Source organism: Aquimarina intermedia, assembly GCF_008124785.1.
Taxonomy (GTDB): domain Bacteria; phylum Bacteroidota; class Bacteroidia; order Flavobacteriales; family Flavobacteriaceae; genus Aquimarina; species Aquimarina intermedia.
In genome coordinates, this window is the sequence record NZ_VNHU01000006.1 from 112207 (window position 1) to 131894 (window position 19688).

The 19688-nt window shown below is 35.9% G+C and carries 13 protein-coding genes; 10 read left to right on the top strand and 3 right to left on the bottom strand.

Features of this window, described 5'->3' with window-relative positions; genetic code table 11:
- The first annotated feature begins 211 nt into the window (after positions 1-211).
- Together BD809_RS10300 and BD809_RS10305 are read left to right on the top strand one after the other, a co-directional pair.
- Entirely contained in the window at positions 212-3493 is a 3282-nt protein-coding gene (locus BD809_RS10300) for a SusC/RagA family TonB-linked outer membrane protein (RefSeq protein WP_148782891.1), read from the top strand.
- Between the two features lie 11 nt (positions 3494-3504).
- Positions 3505-5055: a SusD/RagB family nutrient-binding outer membrane lipoprotein gene (locus BD809_RS10305; RefSeq protein ID WP_148782892.1), complete on the top strand. Its 1551-nt coding sequence runs from the start codon at positions 3505-3507 to the stop codon at positions 5053-5055.
- A gap of 539 nt (positions 5056-5594) precedes the next feature.
- Here the strand turns inward: BD809_RS10305 and BD809_RS10310 are convergent.
- Positions 5595-6212, bottom strand: coding sequence for a hypothetical protein (locus tag BD809_RS10310; protein WP_148782893.1), 618 nt, complete (start codon positions 6210-6212; stop codon positions 5595-5597).
- Positions 6213-6374: 162 nt separating this feature from the next.
- Here BD809_RS10310 and BD809_RS10315 point away from each other — a divergent pair, with 162 nt between their 5' ends.
- Genes BD809_RS10315 through BD809_RS10325 form a run of 3 tightly spaced genes read left to right on the top strand, consistent with a single transcriptional unit; the run spans position 6375 to position 10416 of the window.
- Entirely contained in the window at positions 6375-6896 is a 522-nt protein-coding gene (locus tag BD809_RS10315; RefSeq protein WP_148782894.1) for an RNA polymerase sigma factor, read from the top strand.
- Positions 6897-6947: 51 nt separating this feature from the next.
- Positions 6948-7862, top strand: a complete 915-nt coding sequence (locus BD809_RS10320) for a FecR family protein (protein WP_148782895.1) — start codon at positions 6948-6950, stop codon at positions 7860-7862.
- 4 nt (positions 7863-7866) lie between these two features.
- Complete coding sequence (locus BD809_RS10325; RefSeq protein WP_148782896.1) at positions 7867-10416, top strand: FecR domain-containing protein; 2550 nt, start codon at positions 7867-7869, stop codon at positions 10414-10416.
- Between the two features lie 58 nt (positions 10417-10474).
- On the opposite strand, the gene BD809_RS10330 is transcribed toward BD809_RS10325, so the two are convergent.
- Entirely contained in the window at positions 10475-10894 is a 420-nt protein-coding gene (locus tag BD809_RS10330) for a nucleoside-diphosphate kinase (protein WP_148782897.1), read from the bottom strand.
- Positions 10895-11142: 248 nt separating this feature from the next.
- On the opposite strand from BD809_RS10330, the gene BD809_RS10335 reads away from it, so the two are divergent.
- From BD809_RS10335 to BD809_RS10345, 3 genes are read left to right on the top strand one after another with little or no spacing between them, the layout of a single operon-like run.
- Entirely contained in the window at positions 11143-12159 is a 1017-nt protein-coding gene (locus BD809_RS10335) for a DHH family phosphoesterase (protein WP_148782898.1), read from the top strand.
- Positions 12156-12713, top strand: coding sequence for a gliding motility-associated peptidyl-prolyl isomerase GldI (gene gldI / locus BD809_RS10340; protein ID WP_148782899.1), 558 nt, complete (start codon positions 12156-12158; stop codon positions 12711-12713). Before BD809_RS10335 ends, gldI begins: the two co-directional genes overlap by 4 nt.
- A 14-nt stretch (positions 12714-12727) precedes the next feature.
- Entirely contained in the window at positions 12728-13858 is a 1131-nt protein-coding gene (locus BD809_RS10345; RefSeq protein ID WP_148782900.1) for a peptidylprolyl isomerase, read from the top strand.
- 74 nt (positions 13859-13932) lie between these two features.
- Here the strand turns inward: BD809_RS10345 and BD809_RS10350 are convergent, their stop codons facing one another.
- On the bottom strand, positions 13933-15393 hold the full coding sequence (locus tag BD809_RS10350) for an aminoacyl-histidine dipeptidase (protein WP_148782901.1): 1461 nt from the start codon (positions 15391-15393) through the stop codon (positions 13933-13935).
- Between the two features lie 82 nt (positions 15394-15475).
- Here BD809_RS10350 and BD809_RS10355 point away from each other — a divergent pair, with 82 nt between their 5' ends.
- Positions 15476-16531, top strand: coding sequence for a DUF3810 domain-containing protein (locus tag BD809_RS10355; RefSeq protein ID WP_148782902.1), 1056 nt, complete (start codon positions 15476-15478; stop codon positions 16529-16531).
- 121 nt (positions 16532-16652) lie between these two features.
- Positions 16653-19640 carry an amidohydrolase family protein gene (locus BD809_RS10360; protein ID WP_148782903.1) on the top strand — a complete coding sequence of 996 codons (2988 nt, stop codon included), beginning with the start codon at positions 16653-16655 and terminating at the stop codon, positions 19638-19640.
- Positions 19641-19688: the final 48 nt, after the last annotated feature.

Consider the following 19688-nt stretch of genomic DNA (forward strand, 5'->3'; position numbering starts at 1 on the left):
TTAAAGATACAAATTCAATATTAATTTACGTAGTTGAAAAATTGGATTGGTTAAATGCTTTGCAAAAATTATAGATTTATGCATTATGTAACAAAATTTACTCAATATTAAATAAACATTAATAAGATCAACAAATTGTTAACAACAATCCTTGATAAATCGAATTCTTTTACTCAATTTTGAGGAATCTAATTCAAATATTTAAACAATAATGAAAACAAGAACAACAAAAATTCTAATGCTATTTTTTGCATTAGTTGTGCAACTATCGTTTGCGCAGGAAAAATCTATTTCCGGTAAGGTTACTGATGGGGGTGGCATGCCACTTCCTGGAGTTAATATTATTATCAAAGACTCCAATTCGGGAACACAAACTGATTTTGATGGGCTTTATACTATTCAAGCATCTACAGGTAGCACCTTAGTTTTTAGCTATCTAGGTTTTACAAATAAGGAAATAACTGTTGGTGGTGATGATACTGTGAATGTAGTATTAGAAGAATCTGCAGCCCAACTTGATGAAGTGGTTGTTACAGCTCTTGGTATTTCAAGAGAAAAAAAATCATTGGGATATTCTACTCAGGAAGTTGGTGGAGAAGAAGTTAATCAGGTAAAAACAGCCAATTTCGTAAACTCTTTATCAGGTAAAGCATCTGGTGTTCAGATTAGAAAAAACACCAATATGGGTGGTTCGACTAATGTTGTAATTAGAGGAAATTCATCATTGACCGGAAACAACCAAGCATTATTCGTTATTGACGGTGTACCAATTAACAACAATAACTCTAACTCTAGAGCACAAGAACAAGCTGGAACAGGATATGACTATGGTAATGCTGCATCAGACATTAATCCGGATGATATCGAAAGTGTTAACATATTAAAGGGAGCAGCTGCTTCGGCCCTATATGGATCTAGAGCAGCCAACGGTGTTGTTATTATTACCACCAAAAGAGGTACAAAGGGTGATGGCTATGGAGTAACCGTTAATTCTGGTGTAACTTTCGGAACGGTAGATGAATCTACTTTTGTAAAGTATCAGGATCAGTATGGAGCTGGCTATGGCCCTTACTATTCTAGCAGTGATGGTTTCTTTAATACAGAAGATATCGATAACGATGGGAATTTAGATCTTGTTGTGCCCTTTACAGAAGACGCCTCATACGGAGGTAGATTCGATCCAAATCTTTTGGTATATCAATGGGATGCGTTTTATCCGGAGTCTCCGAATTATTTAAAGGCTACTCCGTATGTGAATGCAGCAAATGGCCCGATCGAATTTTTTGAAACTCCTTTTACATTGACTAATTCTGTATCACTTGACAGAGCAACTGACAAAGGGAGCTTTAGATTAGGATATACTAATTTTGATCAAAAAGGCTTATTGCCAAATAGTGAATTAAGGAAGAATAACTTTTCGCTTAACGCCGATTACAAATTGACAGAAAAATTAACTGCCAGAGGTTTTGCCAATTATATCAAAACAGATGCTGTCGGTAGAAACTCAACGGGTTATAATGACAACATCATGGGAATGTTCCGTCAATGGTGGCAAACAAATGTTGATTTAAAACAACAAAGAGATGCTTACTTTGCAACAGGTAGAAATGTTACTTGGAACAGAAAAAGCACAACTAACCCTGCTCCGATTTATTGGGATAACCCATATTGGACACGTTACGAGAACTATCAGAGTGATGAGCGTAATCGTTTTATCGGAATTGCATCTTTAAATTATAAGGTAGCGGATTGGTTTGACGTTTTAGGAAGAGTTTCTGTCGATACCTATAATGAATTGCAGGAAGAACGTAGAGCTATCGGAAGTGTTCCTTCAGCTTTTGGTTTGGGAACAAGCGGAGCAGATCGTAGTGGTGGTCGTATCGCAACTGAGTCCGGTTATTCAAGAAAGGATATTGTTACAACAGAATATAATTATGACTTAATTGCAAACTTCAATAAAGACATCACAGAAAAGTTAAACTTAAGCGGATTGGTTGGTCTTAACGTACGACGTTCTTCCTACAAATCTGTGTTTGCCTCTACTAATGGTGGACTTGCAGTACCAAATATTTATGCTTTACAGAACACAAAATCACCTTTGCTCTATCCTTTTGAGAGAGATGAGAAAATTGGCGTAGATGGTATTTACGCAAGTGCTTCTATTGGTTACGACGACACGTACTATTTAGATGCTACCATTCGAAGAGATAAATCCTCAACGCTACCTGCTGACAACAGTACTTTTTACTACCCATCTGTTTCAGGAAGTTTTATATTTTCAAAATTATTGGAAGTTGATGCCATTTCATTTGGTAAGTTTAGATTAAATTATGCAGAAGTTGGTAATAGCCCGGGCTTTGATCGTGTCCTAGACACATATGCTATCAACACGGCTTTTGGAGGTGCTAGCGCGAGTGTAAAAAACACGAAAAACAATCCGGACTTGAAGCCTGAGACGACTACTAGTATAGAAGCTGGTTTAGAAATGTCATTTTTAACCGGACGTGTTGGTTTTGACTTCTCTTATTACAAAAATAATACGAAGGATCAGATCATTCCTTTAAGTATCTCTACCGCGACTGGTTATTCTTACAGACTAATTAATGCTGGAGAAATTGAGAACAAAGGAGTAGAAGTTTCTTTATTTGGAAAAGTTATAGACAACCCAGATTTTGGATGGGAAATAAATGCCAACTGGAGTAAAAATGAAAATGCAGTCATTTCTTTATTTACAGATGCAAACGGAAATGAAATCACTAACTATCAACTAGGAAGTTTCCAAGGAGGAGTATCAGTGAATGCCACAGTTGGTCAACCATTCGGTACCATCCAAGGAACGGATTACACTTATATCAACGGAGAACGAGTTGTTAACGCAAGCAGTGGCGAATACATAAAAACGGGAACCTCTGATAATGTTATTGGAAACATAACACCTGATTGGAATGGAGGAATTAACAACAAATTCCGTTATAAAAACATTGGGTTTAGCTTCTTAATTGATATACAAAAAGGAGGAGATATCTTTTCTTTGGATCAATACTATGGTCGAGCTACTGGATTATACGAAGAAACTGCTTTCACAAATGATTTAGGAAACCCTGTTCGTAATAGCCTAGCCGATGGTGGAGGTTTTATCAATCCTGGTGTGAACCCTGATGGATCTACAAATACTACCAGAATCCGTGCTGATCGATTTGGAGCTTTTGGATACCGTAGAGGACTTCCTAACGCTGCATTTGTTTATGATGCTAGCTATGTAAAATTGAGAGAAGTAGTATTATCTTATAATTTTCCAAAGAAATTACTTGATAAAACCTTCTTAAATACTGCCACTTTTAGCTTTATCGGATCAAATCTTTGGATTATTGATAAAAACCTTCCACATGCAGATCCGGAATCTGGATTAGGTGCTGGAAATTTACAAGGATATTCAACTGGTTCTTTACCTTCAACACGTGATTTTGCATTCAATGTAAAACTTCAATTTTAAAACATACTATAATGAAAAAGATAATATATCTATTAATTGCCATTATTGGGATAGCTTCATGTTCTGATAATTTGGAAAGTTTAAATGAGAACAAAAAGGATCCCTTATCGGTTCCCGGAGAGGCCTTATTCACAAGTGCTCAAAAAAGCCTGGTAGATCTAATGGTTAGTACTAATGTGAATCGTAATATATTCAGATTAGTGATGCAACAATGGACAGAAACTACCTATACAGATGAAAGTAACTACGATATAGTGACTAGAAACATCCCTCAATCTCAATGGGATGCATTGTACAAGGATGTGTTAAAAGATCTGGATGAAGCTTCTAAAGTTATTGAAGAAACGCCTTTATTAGCTACTGATGATCCTGCGCAAAAAGCTAATAAATTAGCGATTATAGAGATCCTAAATGTCTATGCGTACTCTGTGCTTGTCGATACTTTTGGCGATGTCCCGTATTCTGAAGCATTAGATTCAGATAATTTACTACCAAGATATGATGATGACGCTGCTATCTACAGAGATCTTATTGCTAGAATTAATACCGCTATTGATCAGCTAAATACTTCATCAGCTAGTTTTGGTATTCAAGATAATATGTATAATGGTGATGTTTCTAAATGGTTAAAATTTGGAAATTCACTGAAACTAAAGATGGGAATTACCATATCAGACTTATCCTCAGAAGCTGCCTTAGCGCAAGCCACGATAGAAGATGCTGCTACTAATGTTTTTGAAAGCAATGAGGACAATGCAGCGCTGACGTATTTGAGTGCTACACCGAATACCAACCCTGTTTATGTAGACCTTACGCTAAGCGGACGAGATGATTTTGTTCCAACAAGTACAATTGTTGATCAAATGCAGCCTAGAACTTATGAAATATTAGAAGACAGTAATGAAGACGGAGTTATAGATGAGAATGATAATGAAACAGTTGTTCCAGGTTCTGTTACTTATACAGATCCAAGAGCAAAGTTTTATTTTGATAACAATGTCGATGCTGATGAATCGATAGCTCAGACAGTTTATTTAGGTGGAACTCCCGGAGCAAGTAATTCTTATAGTGATTTTACTCATATCAGTGAGAAAATTTCAAAAGATCCTACCTTAGAGGGGGTGATCATGGACTATGCTGAAGTCAAGTTTCTTTTAGCTGAAGCTGCAGCCAGAGGCTATGTGGTGCCTGGGACTGTTGAAACTAATTACAACGATGCAATCGAAGCATCAATCCTTTACTGGGGTGGTACTATGGATGAGGCCGCAACTCACCTAGCTAGAACTGAAGTTGCTTATGCTACCGCTTCTGGAGATTGGAAAGAAAAAATTGGAACTCAGAAGTGGATAGCTCTTTACAACAGAGGTTATGCTGCTTGGAATTCATGGAAACTTCTTGACTATCCGGTTTTAGAGCTTCCTGCAGATCCCGTTTCCGATACTCCTGTTAGATACACTTACCCGATAGTAGAACAAACATTAAACGGTTCTAGCTACGGTGCAGCTTCGGCAGCAATTGGTGGTGACCTTGTAACTACAAAGGTTTTTTGGGACGTTAATTAATGACATCAACAAAATAATTAATCCAAGCCCTTCCTTGTGAAGGGCTTTTTAATTTAAAGACCTCACATCTTTTTTTGTAAAGTGACTTTACCCAACAATCTAAAACCCAGCTTCTGCGGATAGACAATCTTAAAATAATAAATATAGCATGATGATGCATTATTCTTTTAACCTACCACAAACAACATGGAGTATCTAGATAGCACCGTAAGACTAAAAATGATCTCGATGTCTTAGATATTTCAGGTATACATTTAAATTATGAAAAAAATCTTTTTATAGAGCATCCTCTATAACTAATAGTCGATTGATTTATACAATCTGCTAAGAAAAATTATCACAGTTTTTTAACTGTATAACCTCACTTCTCTAGCTCTTGTCCAGTTAAAGCTCAATAGCATAAAAATATTTTAGATTAATTCCATATTCGTCACATCAGTTTTGACAGCAATATATTCTTTCTGTGTCACCACAAAAAATCCCCCGAAAGCTACTACAGCCTCCGAGGGAATAACCTAATCACTCTAACCAATCTTTAATTACTTTATATATATTTCCGTACAGAAAATAATTTGTTCGCACGATTCAGAACTTGTAACCATACACACTTCATGTGTTCCTGCGATGAATTGGTATTTTAGGTAATCATCCTTCCCAATTCTATGGTTTACCATTTCTTTGTCCACTATCACTCCGTTTATCGTCCACCAGTATGAAGTTTTGGATACGTTTCTAAACATGGAATGAAAATTAAATATTTTGTCATTTGACTTATCCTTTTGTACCTCAAAAAATAGCTTAGGACATTCAGTTCTTTTCTTCGTATTATCAACTTCAACACATTCTTCAATAAAACGACCATCTTTTGATGCGATAAAACAAATGATATTTAATTCATCATCTAATTGAGAAATAAAAGTGCCTTTTGAGGTTTTGTCTATAGTTTCATTTGCTATTTTTCTTCCATTTACAGTCCACATACTATCGTATTCTCCAGACGACTGATATGCTGCTGCAAAAGTATACAGAGAATTAAATGAACTATTCTCAGAACCTATACTAAACTCTGGACTCTCATCAATCTCATTTTTTTCACAAGAGTATAATCCAAATGTTAGCAATTGCGACAAAAAAAACAGCTTACTGAGTATGCGCATCGTCAAAATGTTAAAAGTTGTTGGATGTAAAACAAATGTATTATCATTGCCTACAGATATTAAACGCACTAAATAGGAGACACCCCACCCTCACTATTAAAAAATATTTTTTTTGTATCTTTTAATATCTATAAAAAGAAACTGCATCTAAAACCAACTATAATGCAAAATGAGGAAGGAACGATCTGTAATGAACGTATTTTTAATGATTTTTTTAAAAGCAATGCCAGGCTTTTAAGAAACTATCTTTACTACAAATTTGGCGATCTAGATCAGGCAGAAGATTTAGTTCAAGAATCCTTTATAAAGTTATGGAACAATTGCTCTAAGGTATCTACTGGTAAAGCTAAAAGCTACGTCTATACTGTTGCTACAAATTTAGGAATTAGCATTACGCGTCATCAAAAAGTTAAATTTAAATATCAGGATTATGTAAAACATGTGAAGTCTGATGTAGATAATCAGTCTCCCGAGTTTTTAGCTTTAGAAGATGAATTTAAAGTTAAGCTCGATAACGCCCTTGCTAAACTTTCTGACAGACAACGTGAAGTTTTCCTACTTAGCCGAATTGACAAAAAAACATATAAAGAAATTGCGCAATTATCCGATGTTTCTGTAAAGGCAGTTGAAAAGCTGATGCACAAAGCTTTACTATCTTTAAGAGAAAGTATCGGAAATATTTAAAAAAGGTAGGGTGTATTCATTTTTACGCGTTTACCTTATATATACAGTATTATGATTGATTTAAAAAAAGATGAGACTTTTCTTGCTCGTTGGTTAAACGGCGAATTGACAGAAATTGATTTAAAGGAGTTTGAGAAACATCCTGATTACAATTTTTATGTCAAATTAAAGCAGTCAACAGAACACCTGCCTTCACTCGCCTATGATGTAGATACGCATTTACAACGTATCCACGACAACAAGGAACGAAAAGAAACAAAAGATTCTAAAAAAGTGTTTAGACTGTTTCCAGTTCTCGCAATTGCTGCGTCGATACTAATTATCTTTGGTTTGTTTTTTTACAATCCCGACACCACAATTAGCACCGGACATGGGCAAATGCTAACCGTTGATCTACCTGATGGTTCACAAGTTATGCTTAATGCCATGTCACAAGTTGTTTTTAACAAAAGAGATTGGAACGCGCAAAGATCACTTAATCTGATTGGAGAGGCATTCTTTAAAGTTACTAATGGCAATACTTTTACGGTACACACAAAACATGGAGATATAACGGTACTGGGTACACAATTCAATGTTAATGTTGAAGATTCATTTTTTGAAGTTAGCTGTTATGAGGGGAAGGTCAAAGTTAAAAGCGCCACTCAAGAAAAAATACTTGTAAAAAATCAAATATTTCGTTCTATAAAGAATACCCCGCAAGATTTCTCTTCACAACTTCAAGAAAAACCTACATGGATAGATAATACAAGCAGTTTTTCTAGCGTACCTTTAAACACTGTTATTCAGGAACTTGAAGATCAATACAACATTAAAATTAACAATAGTAATCTCAAACTAGACATATTATATACAGGAACGTTCCCAAACGACAATTTAGATGTGGCACTTAGAAGTGTTTTTAGTACCTTAGGGATGAATTACAGATTATCAGAAAACAAAAAAGATGTGATGATCGAAAAGTAATCACATGCCTAAAAAAATTTGCGTAATTTTATTCCTTTGTAACGTATTGGTTTTCTCTCAAGAGAAAACCAATATTGTTATGTTTAAAGATGCTTATTTAATAGAAGCTTTACCTCAAATTGAGCAGTATTACAATATTACGTTTTCTTATCTCGATCAAATTCTAGTTGACAAAACTATTTCTATACGTCTAACGCCTGAATTGAAACTGACTGATGTTTTAACACAGATCGAGCAACAAGCTTTATTGAAAATTGAAAATATCGGAACCACTATTTATTCTTTGAGACCTTATCAGTCACAAGACCGTATAACACTCTGCGCAACTTTACTAGACGAACAGCAAATCTCCATCTCAAATGCTCAAATCACTACGCTACCAGAAAACAGCGTGGTTGTTACAGATGACAGAGGATATTTTATTATTGAAGAAATCCCTTACGGTTCTATTCTGGAAATCGATCTGCCAGGCTATGCTAAGAAACAGGTTTTAGCTTCAGAAATTTTTAATTCTACTTGCACCTATCTACAGTTATTTAGCGCTACGCTATCGTTGGATCAAGTGTTGATCAAGGACTTTATAGCTAAGGGGATTTCATTAAACCGTAAAACCATACAGATTAAAATCAAAGATCTTCAAGCCCTACCAGGGCTAACAGAACCTGATATTCTCTACAGCATTCAATTAATCCCCGGTGTAAATAGTCCCTATGAGACTGCTTCCGGATTATATGTACGCGGTAGCACTCCCCATCAAAATCTAGTATTATGGAACGGAATCAAGACATACCATCACTCACATTTATACGGTATGTTATCAGCCTTTAATCCCTATGCGGTCGATGAAGTTTTGTTTTATAAAAGTGGTACTCCGGAACATTATGGTGACCGCTTAGCAAGTATTATTGATATTCGAACCAGCTCGGAAATTTCAGATACCTTCAAGGGAAGTTTTGGGATCAATATGATCAATGCTGATGCCATCGTTGATATCCCGATTATAAAAGATCAGATGTCAATTAAACTCTCCGGAAGACGCTCTTATACCGATCAACTGGAAACATTTACTTATAAAAAATTAGCGGATAGAGCTTACCAAAACACTAAATTAAGAGATACACAACAATCAGAATTAGGAGACAATACATTTTACTTTTTAGATTACAATGCCAGTATAAATTACAAAATAACCAAAAATGATACGCTTCAACTAAACACCTTATACAGTAAAAACACCTTACAATTTGATCAAAATACTGACCAAAAATTCTATACCGATAATTTATTTACCGAAAATGAAGGATATAACGTAAAATGGAATCATAGATACGGTTCAAACCTAAAGCAAGAAATTTCACTTTACTATACAAAATATGCATTGAATTATGCCTTCAAAACTGATTCTATCACCAAAACTGTTGAAGTACGCGCTAAGGAAAATAGCATACGTGACCTTGGTGGAGCAATTAGTCTAAACTACGCTTTTGACAAAAAAAATACTATTTCTACAGGATATCAATATTCCAAAAAACGCTTTAAACATGGTTTTGCTACTTCTACCCCTGAATATTTCTTAATTTTGGATCAAGATGATCGAAAATTAGAAACTCATGCAGGGCATTTTGGCTATCAGTATGATGATGCAAAAAATTGGTTTTTCTCCACGGGTGTGCGACTAAGTCATTATGCAGGATTACAAAAGACTTTTATAGAACCAAGAATAGTCATTCAAAAACATCTAACTCCTAATTTTGAAATTAATGCAACAGCAGAGTTTCGTTCACAAAGTGATAGTAACATCCGAGAATCTGTATTAAGTGATCTTGCCTTAGAGAACGAGATATGGAAACTTGCAGACACCATCAATTACCCTATTGCTACGAGCTCACAGTATTCAATGGGAGCAAGCTTTAAAAAAAGAGGATGGAATTTTGATACTGATTTTTATCACAAACACATAAAAGGAATTACAACACTTACTGCCGGCTTTATAAACCCTATTGATAATCAATATCATGAAGGAAAAAGCGAAATCTATGGAATGGACGTTTTTGTCAAGAAAAAAATTAAACGCTTTAACTCTTGGTTGAGTTATTCGTACATTAATACTCAAAATTTTTTTTCTGGTGTTAATGATAATAAATATTTCCCTGGTAATTGGAATATTAGACACTCCGTTCGATGGACCAGCTTTTACGATTTAGACAATTTCCGTTTTTCTCTAGGATGGTTTTGGCATTCTGGAAAAGCTTATACGCAAGTTAAAGAGGTTGAGGATGAAAATGGCATGGTAACGTTGCAATATGGAACTATTAACAGTACTTCTTTGCCAACCTATCATCGAATGGATTTTTCAGTGATTTATAATTTTCAATTAAAACAACAATCTAAATTAAAATACAGACTTGGCCTTTCAATTCTTAATATTTATGACAATAAAACTTTAATTAATAAAGAGGTACGATCCACCAATACCCTCGAAAACGAGTATATCTTTTCTGACAAGTATGGCATACGTTTTACCCCTAACGTTAGTTTAAGAGTTTTATGGTAAACTAAAAAAGTCCATTTTGAAGCTTCAAAATGGACTTTTCTTATAACTCTCTACTATATTAGAATTGCTCTCTACCCGAAAAATGAAAAGCACCTTCGATAGCAGCGTTCTCATCGCTATCACTACCGTGTACTGCATTCTCACTGATTGAAGTTGCAAATTTTTTACGGATTGTTCCCTCTGCCGCGTCTTCAGGATTTGTAGCTCCGATTAACGTTCTGAAATCCTCAACTGCATTCTCCTTTTCAAGAATTGCTGCCACGATAGGTCCACTTGTCATATACTCAACAAGTTCTCCATAAAAAGGACGTTCGCTATGAACAGCATAAAACGCTTTGGCGTCATCTGTAGTAAGTTGAGTTAATTTCATCGCTACGATTCTAAAACCTGAAGCTGCAATTTGCTCAAGGATTGCTCCGATATATCCTTTTCTTACCGCATCCGGCTTAAGCATTGTAAATGTTCTGTTTGTTGCCATTATTATTGTATTGATTATTTTCCTCTTAACGAGGCTTTAAATTAATTTGGACACACCTAGCATATCCTTTTTTTTTGCAAAAGTATATATAAAAGCTTCAAATACAATATAAAATCTTAGAAACAATCAGTACCGTATATAATTCTGCCTTCCAATTTAATAATCTCGTTGCACTCCTAGCCCATCAGTTGTTTCCTAGACCCATCTCTACAACAATTTAATAACATTTATTGTATATTCGCTGCTCTATGAAAACACAAGAAATTGAAGCTTTAAAAGCACTCTTACAAGAATCAAAAAAAATTGTTATCGTGCCTCATAAGAATCCTGACGGTGATGCAATTGGCTCTACATTAGCGCTTACCCATTATTTAACCTCATTACATCATCAAGTAACTATTATTTCACCTAATGATTATCCTGATTTTTTAAAATGGATTCCAGGTCAAGAAAATATCATAAATTATGATACTAATAATGAGCTAGGAGAACAATTAATCGCAGCGGCAGATCTTATTTTTACCTTAGATTTTAATCATCTCGGACGCTGCGGCGCATTAGAGACTCCATTACGCAATGCAGCGGCTACCTTTATAATGATTGATCATCATCAACAACCTGATGACTATGCTTTTTTTACGTATAGCGATGTCACCATGAGTTCTACTTGCCAAATGGTATATCATTTTATAGAAATGATGGGAGATCAAAATAACATTACGCCAGAAATTGCTACATGCATTTACGTAGGTATAATGACAGATACGGGATCATTCAGATTTAGATCCACAACAAGCACCACACATAGGGTGATCGCTTCATTAATAGATCATGGTGCAGACAATACCGCAATTCATGAAAAAATTTATGACACAAATACCTACTCTCGACTTCAACTACAAGGTGTTGCGTTGAAAAACTTGAAAGTACTACCCGAATATCGTACTGCATACATTACCATTACGCAAGAAGAATTGGATAAGCATAATTTTCGCAAAGGAGATACCGAAGGGTTTGTAAATCTCGGTTTGTCGCTACATAATATCGTATTTGCTTTAATATTTATTGAAAACAAAAGTGAAGGGATCATTAAGATATCACTTAGATCAAAAGGTGACTTTTCTGTCAATGAATTTTCCAGAGCTCATTTTGAAGGTGGCGGGCACCATAACGCAGCCGGAGGAAAAAGTAATCTTTCGATTGAAGAAACAGTTGCTAAATTAATTAGTATCTTACCCGACTATAAAAATGCCTTGAATTCATGAGAACGATATGTCTAATTTTTGGCTTTCTAACCCTGATGGTTACAAGTTGCAAGACACCCGAAGCTAGAAAACCGGTAAATATAAAGACGGGTTCATTTTTGGATGAATCTATTACCAGAAATAAAAAATTATCTGCTAAGGAAGAATCCCGCATTCTCAAAATTATCGAACAAGATACAATCCACGACTATAAAGCATCCGATGGGGGTTTTTGGTATTACTATCATACAAGAGACACAACCTCAACGGTCGAATTTCCTAAATTTGGAGATCATGTTACCTTCAGTTACCAACTTAATGACCTTAATGATAATGTTATTTATACTAAAAAGGAATTAGATACCGTTTCTTATACTATTGACAAAGAAGAATTATTTCTAGGTTTGAGAGAAGGACTTAAACTCATGAAGCCGGGAGAAATTATCACTTTCTTGTTTCCATCATATCAGGGCTATGGATATTATGGAGATGATAATAAAATAGGAACTAACATTCCGCTTAAAGCGAAAGTTACCTTACATACAATTAAACGAGAATCAACACTTAAAAATTAATATTTACTTAAAAAATGAAAAAACTCAATCTTTTATTCCTAGCCGTATTAACGCTAATTATAAGTAGCTGTGAAGAGAAATATCCAGATCTAAAGGATGGTATGTACGCAGAAATAATTACTAATAAAGGTACTGCGGTTGCCGAATTATTTTATAAAGAAACACCAATGACGGTTGCCAACTTTGTATCATTAGCCGAAGGTAACAATACTAAAGTTGACAGTGCTTACCAAGGTAAAAAATTCTATAACGGTATTATATTTCACCGTGTGATTAAGGATTTTATGATACAAACGGGAGATCCGTTAGGAACAGGCTCGGGAGATCCGGGATATAAGTTTCCAGACGAAATCGTTGATAGCCTGACACATGATAATAAAGGAATTTTATCTATGGCCAACTCTGGACCAAACACCAACGGTAGCCAATTCTTTATTACCCTGAAGGCAACTCCATGGTTAGACGGTAAGCATACTGTTTTTGGTGAAATCGTCGAAGGTCAAGAAGTTGTAGACAGTATCGGAACAGTAACAACTAAAATTGCTGACAAGCCTGAAACTGATGTAAAAATGCTTGAGGTTAACATCATTAGAAAAGGTAAGGATGCTAAATCATTTGATAGTGAAGCCGTTTTTTCTGATAGAATTAAACAAATAGAAGAAGAAACTGCCGAAAAAGAGCGTATTCAAAAAGAAAAAAGTGAAAAAATCGCAGCACGCTACAGTGAATTAAAAACAAAAGCTGAAAAGCTAGAAAGCGGATTAGAAATTGTTTTTATTAACAAAGGTGAAGGTAAACAACCTAAAATTGGCGATGTGGTTTTAGTAAATTACGAAGGATATTTTGCTGACGGTACTGCTTTTGATACAAACATTGCTGATAAAGCCAAGGAGCTAGGTGTATTTAATGAGCGCAGAGCAGCCGATCCGAGAGGCTACGCTCCCATGCCGGTACCCTACTCTCCCGATGCACAAATGATTGCCGGATTTAAAGAAGGGATCCAACAAATGAAAGTTGGGGATAAAGCAGTTTTATTTTTACCGGCCCATTTAGCCTATGGCGAACGTGGTCAAGGTCCTATCCCTCCAAACACTGATTTAATCTTTGAATTAGAGATTACGGATATTCAAAATGACAAAAAATAAGAAAGAATTTTCTTATTATATAAAAATCCCGCTAACATCAGTTGGCGGGATTTTTTTTATCTTTCTGAAACCTTCTATTTACCTGGAATACGTTTTAAGGTTTCCAATGTAAAGTTCCAATATTTTTGTACCGAAGAAATGCTCGCACGTTCATCAGGTGAATGGGCTCCTTTGATCGTCGGACCAAAAGAAATCATTTCCATCTTGGGGTAATTTTGTCCTAAAATTCCACATTCCAAACCTGCATGGCAGGCTGCGACATTTGCTTTTTCACCATGTAGTTCAGTATACAAAGCGTCCATCACTTTTAAAATAGAAGAGCTCATATCAGGAGCCCAGCCCGGATAATCGCCTCCCGTCGTCACATCACATCCAATTAAATTAAAGGTTGCCGTTAATTTATTGACCAAGTCTTGTTTTGATGATTCAACACTACTTCGCGTAAGACATTTTATAATTATAGTACCTGCGCCTACTTCGACTTTGGCTATATTATTTGAAGTCTCAACCAAATCAGGAATCGCTGCACTCATAGTATACACTCCATTATGAGCCGCATACAGTGATTGCATCAATTGGGTACTTAATTCGACAGACATTGTCATTTTTGGTGTTTCAATTGTTTGAGCCTTGATCGCTAAATTTTCTTCTACCAACTTAAGTTCCTCCTTAATTAACTGTAAAATTTCATTCACTTTGTTTTCAAAAGTTGCCTGATCCTTTTCAGCAATTACAACTGTAGCAAAACTCTCTCTTGGGATAGCATTGCGTAAACTACCTCCTTTAATTGATACAATTTGAAGCGCTGTTACCTTAGAAGCTTCATATAAAACGCGATTCATTATTTTGTTAGCGTTTCCTAATCCTTTATCTATATCCATCCCAGAATGACCTCCATTGAGACCGTTAACGGTAAGTGAATAGGCCACACTATTAGAAGGAATGGTTTCTTCGGTATAAGAACAACTGGCGGTAACATCTACGCCGCCTGCGCAGCCTACACCGATTTCATCATCCTCTTCGGTATCGAGATTTAATAAAATATCTCCTGTCAGCCAGCCTCCTTGCAATCCCTTAGCACCCGTCATACCGGTTTCCTCATCAATAGTGAACAACGCTTCAATAGCAGGATGTTCAATCGTATCGGATTCTAAAATCGCCATAATAGTTGCAACTCCTAGTCCATTATCAGCACCTAAGGTCGTGCCCTTTGCTTTGACCCAGTCTCCATCAACAACCATCTCTATGCCCTGAGCATCAAAATCAAACTGCGTATCTGCATTTTTTTGATGCACCATATCCAAATGCGACTGCATCACTACTGTTTTTTTATTTTCAAATCCGGGGGTTGCCTTTTTCCGAATAAGCACATTTCCAACAGCATCAACTTCGGTTTGTAACCCCAGGGATGTTCCAAACTGCTTCATAAACTCTATAACACGTTCTTCCTTTTTTGAAGGTCTTGGTACTTCGTTTAAATCTGCAAATTTATTCCACAATGCCTTAGGTTCTAGATTTCGTATCTCTGAATTCATAGTAAACTTTTGTAACAATTTTTAAAATTAATCCTAGCACGCAATGTAAGGATTTTTTGATTTTACCTCCTATCTTTACCACATGCAATCGAGAACAAAAATACTACTTACCATTTTACTTCCCATACAAATCATAGGCATTCAATTGCTTTCTTTGTTTCCTGAGTTCATTGAAGAATATTACAGTAATGGTATCTATGTATATATCTCTCGTGGATTGCGTTATACTTTTGGATGGTTGCCTTTTTCTTTTGGGGATATTGCTTACATAATTTTGATCATATTTTTGCTGCGCTATAGCTATCTCAATATCATTAAAAGAAAACCAGCTTGGAAAACGATAGCTTGGGATACGGGTGCTACCTGCTCAATACTATATGCTTGTTTTCACCTTCTTTGGGGGATGAATTATTACAGAGTGCCCTTGTATAAAACCTTACATCTTGACGATCAGTATACGCAACAAGAATTAATCTCAGTGACTGAAGCACTTATTAAAAAAGCCAATGCTATTCATGAACAATTAGAACCGAACGATTCATTGCCTATTAACTCTCCTTATACGAAAGAGGATATCTTTGATATTACTAAAAAAACCTACGAACAGGCAAGTATAGATTTCCCCAGTCTGAAATTATATCCTCAAAGTATCAAAAATTCATTAATCAGTTTACCCTTGACGTATATGGGATTTAGCGGATATCTTAACCCGGTTACCAACGAGGCTCAGGTCAATAGCTATATTTTAAACTATAGAGCACCTACTACAAGTTGTCACGAACAAGCACATCAAGCAGGCTACGCCAAAGAGAATGAAGCCAATTTTATTGCAGCAATTATTACCATACACGATAAAAACCCGTATTTCAAGTATAGCGGACTTACCTTTGCACTTAAATTCTGCTTAAATGATCTCTATAAACGTGATGAACAAATAGCGATGTGCCTGGCAGATGAATTACGACCTGGAATACGTGAAAATTATCGTGAAATCAATGCTTTTTGGGAATCGTATCAAAATCCTATTGAACCTTATTTTAAAAGCACCTATGACCGGTATCTAAAAATTAATAACCAACCTAACGGAATGGAATCTTATAATTATATGGTTGCCCTCCTGGTTAATTATCTGAAATAAGTCTTCGTCAACCTTTTCATCAGAACACTTTTTGTAGTCTTCGTTAAAATTTTCTTAATAAAGCAACCCTTCCCTGATCAACTTTTATCTTTAGGTCATCTTATTTCTTTAATAAAATTTCATGAAAAATTTAACAACTACACTACTCCTGTTTCTATGGGTTGTTTATAGTTATAGTCAGGATTATTTTCCGGTTAATGACGGGGTAAAAACTAAAAATACGACCGTCACCGTATTCACTAATGCTACAATTCATACAGATGCTAAAAATATTGTAAAGAATGGGATGATTGCCATTCAAAACAATAAAATTCTACAAGTGGGATCAAAATTTGCACTTCCAGAAAATAGCGTTATTATAGACTTGAAAGGAAAACACATCTATCCATCCTTTATCGACCTATATACTCATTTTGGTGTGACCTTGCCAAAATCGAAAGATAATGGAAATAGAAATCAAGAACCTCAGTACGATGCATCTCGAGAAGGATATTACTGGAACGATCATATACGACCAGAAACTAACGTTTTAACTTCGTTTAATTATGATGCTACCAAAGCCAAGACTTACCTTGACCAAGGTTTTGGGGTCTTGCAAACACACTTTGCAGATGGTATTGCAAGAGGTACGGGGATGCTCATTGCCTTAAGTGCTACCAAAAAAAATAATGAACGTCTATTAGATGATACCTCAGCGCAATTTTTTTCTTTCGAAAAAAGCAAGCTAAGCAAACAAGCGTACCCTACCTCCTTAATGGGAGCCATGGCGCTCCTTAGACAAATGTATCTGGATGCTGACTGGTATGCTAAGGGAATGGCTGATTCAAAAGATTTATCGCTAGAAGCGCTTCAAAAAAACAACAGCTTACCACAAATTTTTGAGGCCGGGAGCAGAATCAATAGTTTGAGAGCAGATAAAATAGGAGATCAGTTCAATATTCAATACACACTGCTGGGTGGAGGAGATGAATATGAACGAATTAATGAGGTGAAAAATACAAATGCTACTTACATAATACCGATCAACTTTCCGGAACCTTATGATGCCACAGATCCCTATCTAACTTCTTTGTTAAGTTTAGGAGATATGCGCTATTGGAACCAAGCTCCATCTAACCCCGGTATTCTGGCAAAAAATAAGGTGCCATTTTCGATCACTACGTACAAATTGAAGAAAATTGCTTCGTTTAAAGATCAAATTAAAAAGGCTATCAGCAATGGTTTACAACCGACCGATGCGCTTGCTGCATTAACCACTGTGCCGGCAAAACTTCTAGGAAAAGAAAATGAATTGGGTACTCTTAAAAAAGATGCTTATGCCAATTTCTTGATAACTGATGGTGAACTGTTTTCTGACAAAACAGTTATCTATGAGAATTGGGTTTTAGGTAAAAAACATGTGGTCAATCCTATGAATATTGTTGATCTTACAGGGAACTATACCTTAACAGTCGGAACTACGAAATACAATGTAGCACTCAAAGGTAAACCAAATGCACCAAAAGCTACTGTCAAATTAGATACACTGAGTATAAAAAATACTGTATCTTATAAAGACAATTGGTTGACTCTTGTGTTGGCAGATACCGATACTACTTCGACTAACTTTACAAGACTTACAACAAGAGTATCCTCTGATGGTGTATTTGAAAACACAAAGGCCATTCAACCTACTGGTTCTATTTCTAAATTCAGTCTGGTTAAAAATCAAGAAACTACTAAAGAGTCTAAGAAAAAGGAAGAAGCATCAAAATCAATTGAGCGTTCTTTTACCTCACCGATTACCTATCCTAATATTGCGTTTGGAAATACAAGGCTTCCTCAACAGCAAACACTTCTTATTAAAAATGCAACGGTATGGACAAATGAAACCGATCGAATCCTGGAGGCTACAGATGTCTTGGTAAAAGATGGAAAAATTGCTGCCATAGGCAAAAACCTTAGAGCGAATAATGCTGTTTCTATAGATGGAACAGGGAAACATTTGACCGCAGGCATTATAGACGAACACAGTCATATCGCAGCGGCCGCAATCAATGAAGCCGGGCACAACTCATCTGCAGAAGTAACCATAGAAGATGTTGTTCAACCAGATGATATAGACATCTATCGCAATTTAGCCGGGGGTGTAACCTCTATTCAAATTTTACACGGATCTGCTAATCCTATTGGAGGACGTTCTGCGATCATTAAATTGAAATGGGGAGAAACTGCTGAAAATATGATCTATGATGCCACTCCAAAGTTTATAAAATTTGCACTAGGAGAAAATGTAAAGCAAAGTAATTGGGGAAGTCGCAGTCGTTTTCCGCAATCGCGAATGGGGGTTGAGCAATTATATATGGATTATTTTTCAAGAGCTAAAAACTATGACACTAAGAAAAAAGCCGGCCTACCCTATCGTAAGGATTTAGAAATGGAAACATTAGCAGAAATCCTTAATGGAGAACGTTTCATTAGTTGCCATTCCTACGTACAAAGCGAAATTAATATGCTAATGAAGGTAGCTGAAAAATTTGATTTCAGGATCAACACTTTTACTCATATTCTTGAGGGCTATAAAGTTGCAAACAAGATGGCCGAACATGGTGTAGGAGGTTCAACGTTCTCTGACTGGTGGGCATATAAATTTGAAGTAAATGATGCAATTCCTTACAACGCAGCGATTATGCACAATGAAGGAGTTACCGTCGCTATCAATAGTGATGATGCAGAAATGTCAAGAAGATTAAATCAGGAAGCTGCAAAATCTGTTAAGTATGGCGGTATTAGCGAAGAAGATGCATGGAAATTTGTGACCCTTAATCCTGCCAAGTTATTGCACATAGATAATCGCGTGGGCAGCATAAAGGTAGGTAAAGATGCAGATCTTGTCCTCTGGACCGACCACCCCCTATCTGTGTATGCCAAAGCTGAAAAAACTATCATCGAAGGCGCAGTTTATTTCGACCTGGAACAAGATAAAAAGCAACGTGCGGCAATTGCCACTGAAAAAAACAGATTAGCTGCACTCATGATCGCAGAAAAAAACAAAGGATTAAAAACCCAGGTTGCCAAGAAAAAGGAAAAACAGCGACTGGAATGTGAAACGATTGAAACAATCTACTAGAACTAATTCTTATATATTATTTACCCTTTTTATACATTTAGGATAAGA